Raw genomic sequence first — 2,645 nt, forward strand, 5'->3', positions numbered from 1 at the left:
GCGCATCGTGGTACTCGGGGTCGGGCCAGACGGCGCACTGGCCGGCGTGGTCCCCCACGACACCCGCCTGCTGGTCGCCGGAGCCCGCCATCTGGAGGTCCATGCCCCCGACGGCATCCCGACCATGCGCATCCCCGGCGACCTCGAAGGGGCCCTCGATGCGATCGATGCGATCGACGGCACCGTGTGCGTGATCGGTTCGGGTGACCCGGGCTGGTTCGGGATCGTCCGAGCGCTCACGGCGAGGTTCGTCGATGTCGCGCTGGAGATCCACCCCGCACCGTCATCGGTCGCCGGCGCGTTCGCCTCCATCGGCCTGCCGTGGGACGACGCGGTGATCGTCTCGGCCCACGGCCGAGATTCCCGTGCCGCGATCGCGGCGGCACTCACCCATGCCAAGGTGGCGGTGATGACGGCACCGTCCGCCACGCCCGCAGCGATCGCCGGCGCCCTGCTGGCGGCCGGTTGCGCACCCCGTCGGGTCGTGGTGGCGGTGCGGCTCGGCCATGACGATCAGGTGATCCATGACACCGATCTTGCGGGTGCGGCCACGCTAGAGGTCGCCGAACCCAACGTTCTGCTGCTGCTCGATCCGGCGCGCACGGGCACAGCGCCTCGCTCGGTCGTCGGTCATACCTCTGTCGCACGCCCGTGGGCTCGCCCGGTCGCCGACTACGAGCACCGCGACGGCCAGTGCAGCAAACCGGCCGTCCGCGCGCTCACGCTCGCACATCTCGGACCCGGACCGGGCCGGCTGCTGTGGGACGTCGGGTGCGGTTCCGGCAGCGTCGCGGTCGAGGCCGCCGGACTCGGCGCCGGCGTGGTGGCCATCGATCGCGACGCCGAGCAGCTGGACCGCACCCGGGCCAACGCGGTCACGCACGGGGTCGGTCTTGGGCTCGTGTTGGGGGAGGGACCGGCCGCGTTCGACGGGTTGCCCGACCCCGATGCGGTGTTCGTCGGCGGCGGTGGCGCATCGCTGCCGGCGATGCTCGAGATCCTGACGGTCCGTTGCCGGGACCGGCTGGTCGTCGCTCTCGCCACGATCGAACGTCTCGCACCGACGCTCGCGCAGCTGCGCGGCGCCGGGTGGCAGACGTCCGCGCAGGTCGTTGAGGTCCACGACCTCGTCCCGCTCGGCGACGGCCACCGACTCGCCCCGCAGAACCCCATCGTCCTCGTCCTGGCGGAGCGCCCGTGACCCCCGAACCCCACAGCCCACCGCGCACGCCCGACGCCGGCCGCACCGTCGTCGTCGCGGCGAGCGCCACCGGCCGGCGGCTCGCAGCGGCGTTGGCGGAGCATCTGGGGGCGGACCTCGCCGACGGGCGGCCCACCGAGGCGATCGCCGCCGCGTGGAGCGAGACCGACGGGCTGGTGCTCGTCATGGCCACCGGTGCCGCGGTCCGGCTGATCGCACCGCACCTCGCCGACAAGCACACGGATCCCGGTGTGGTCGCGGTCGATGACCACGGCACGTTCGCGGTGGCGCTCGCCGGCGGCCACGAAGGTGGTGCCAACGCTCTCGCCACGCGGGTCGCCAGCCACCTCGGCGCCACACCGGTGGTCACCACCGCCTCCGAGCTCGCCGGGATACCCGCCCTGGGTGCGCTCGGATCGCGGTTCGGCATCCGCGCCGAGGGTGCGTTGGCGGCGGTCGGCGGGCACGTGCTCGACGGGGGCGCGGTGCGGCTCGAACGTGATGCACCATGGCCGCTCGGACCGCTCCCCGCACCGCTCACCGACGACCCGGACGCCCCGTTGCTGCGGGTCACCGACCGCACCGTGGCGTTGACTCAGGACGGCCGAGCCGCCGCTCCCACCGTGCTGTACCGACCGCCATCCCTCGTGATCGGCATCGGCTCGTCCCGAGGGGTCACCGCGACCGAGGTCGGAGAGCTGGTCGACGCCGCGCTGGCGGACGCCGGGTTGTCGGCACTGGCCGTCCACACCGTGGCGACCGTGGACGCCAAGGCCGACGAGGCAGGCATCCACGACGCCGCCGCCGAGCGCGGCTGGCCGGTGGTCTGTCTGCCTGCGCAGCAGCTCCGCGAGATCGAGGTACCCAACCCCTCGGAGGTCGTGCGCGACGCGGTGGGCACCCCGTCGGTCGCCGAGGCCGCCGCGCTCCACCTCGGCGGCCAGCTGGTCGTGACGAAGCGACGCTCGGCCATGACGACCGTCGCGATCGCACGACGGCCCGCGCGGGGCCGGCTCGCACTGGTGTCGCTCGGCCCCGGCGCCGACGACCTCGTCGTGCCCCGTGCGCGTGACGAACTCGCCGCCGCTGAGGTCGTGATCGGCTACGGACCCTACGTCGACCAGGCCGCACGCTTCACCTCCCGTGGCGTCGAGCTGGAACGCTTCGATCTCGGCGAGGAGGTCGTCCGCGCCGATCGTGCGCTGGAGCTCGCACGGAGCGGACGCGCTGTCGCGCTGGTCGGCTCGGGCGACGTCGGGATCTACGCGATGGCCTCGCCGACGCTGGAGCGCGCCGGCGACGACCTCGACGTGGTCGTGGTCCCGGGGGTGACGGCGGCGCTCGCCGCTAGCGCCCTGCTCGGTGCGCCGTTCGGTCACGATCACGCCTACATCTCGCTGTCGAACCTGATGACCCCCTGGGAGCGGATCCGTCCGCGTGTCGA

2 protein-coding genes are annotated in these 2,645 nt (G+C 73.7%); both read left to right on the top strand.

The annotated features are described in order from the left end of the window. On the top strand, positions 1-1,201 hold a 1,201-nt coding region (gene cbiE, locus WEB03_RS08635; protein WP_368070545.1), incomplete at its 5' end, for a precorrin-6y C5,15-methyltransferase (decarboxylating) subunit CbiE. After that, positions 1,198-2,645: cobalamin biosynthesis protein (locus WEB03_RS08640; RefSeq protein WP_368070546.1), on the top strand; the 1,448-nt coding region annotated here is incomplete at its 3' end. The genes cbiE and WEB03_RS08640, both read left to right, overlap by 4 nt.

It is taken from the genome of Nitriliruptor sp. (assembly GCF_040882075.1).
Taxonomy (GTDB): domain Bacteria; phylum Actinomycetota; class Nitriliruptoria; order Nitriliruptorales; family Nitriliruptoraceae; genus Nitriliruptor.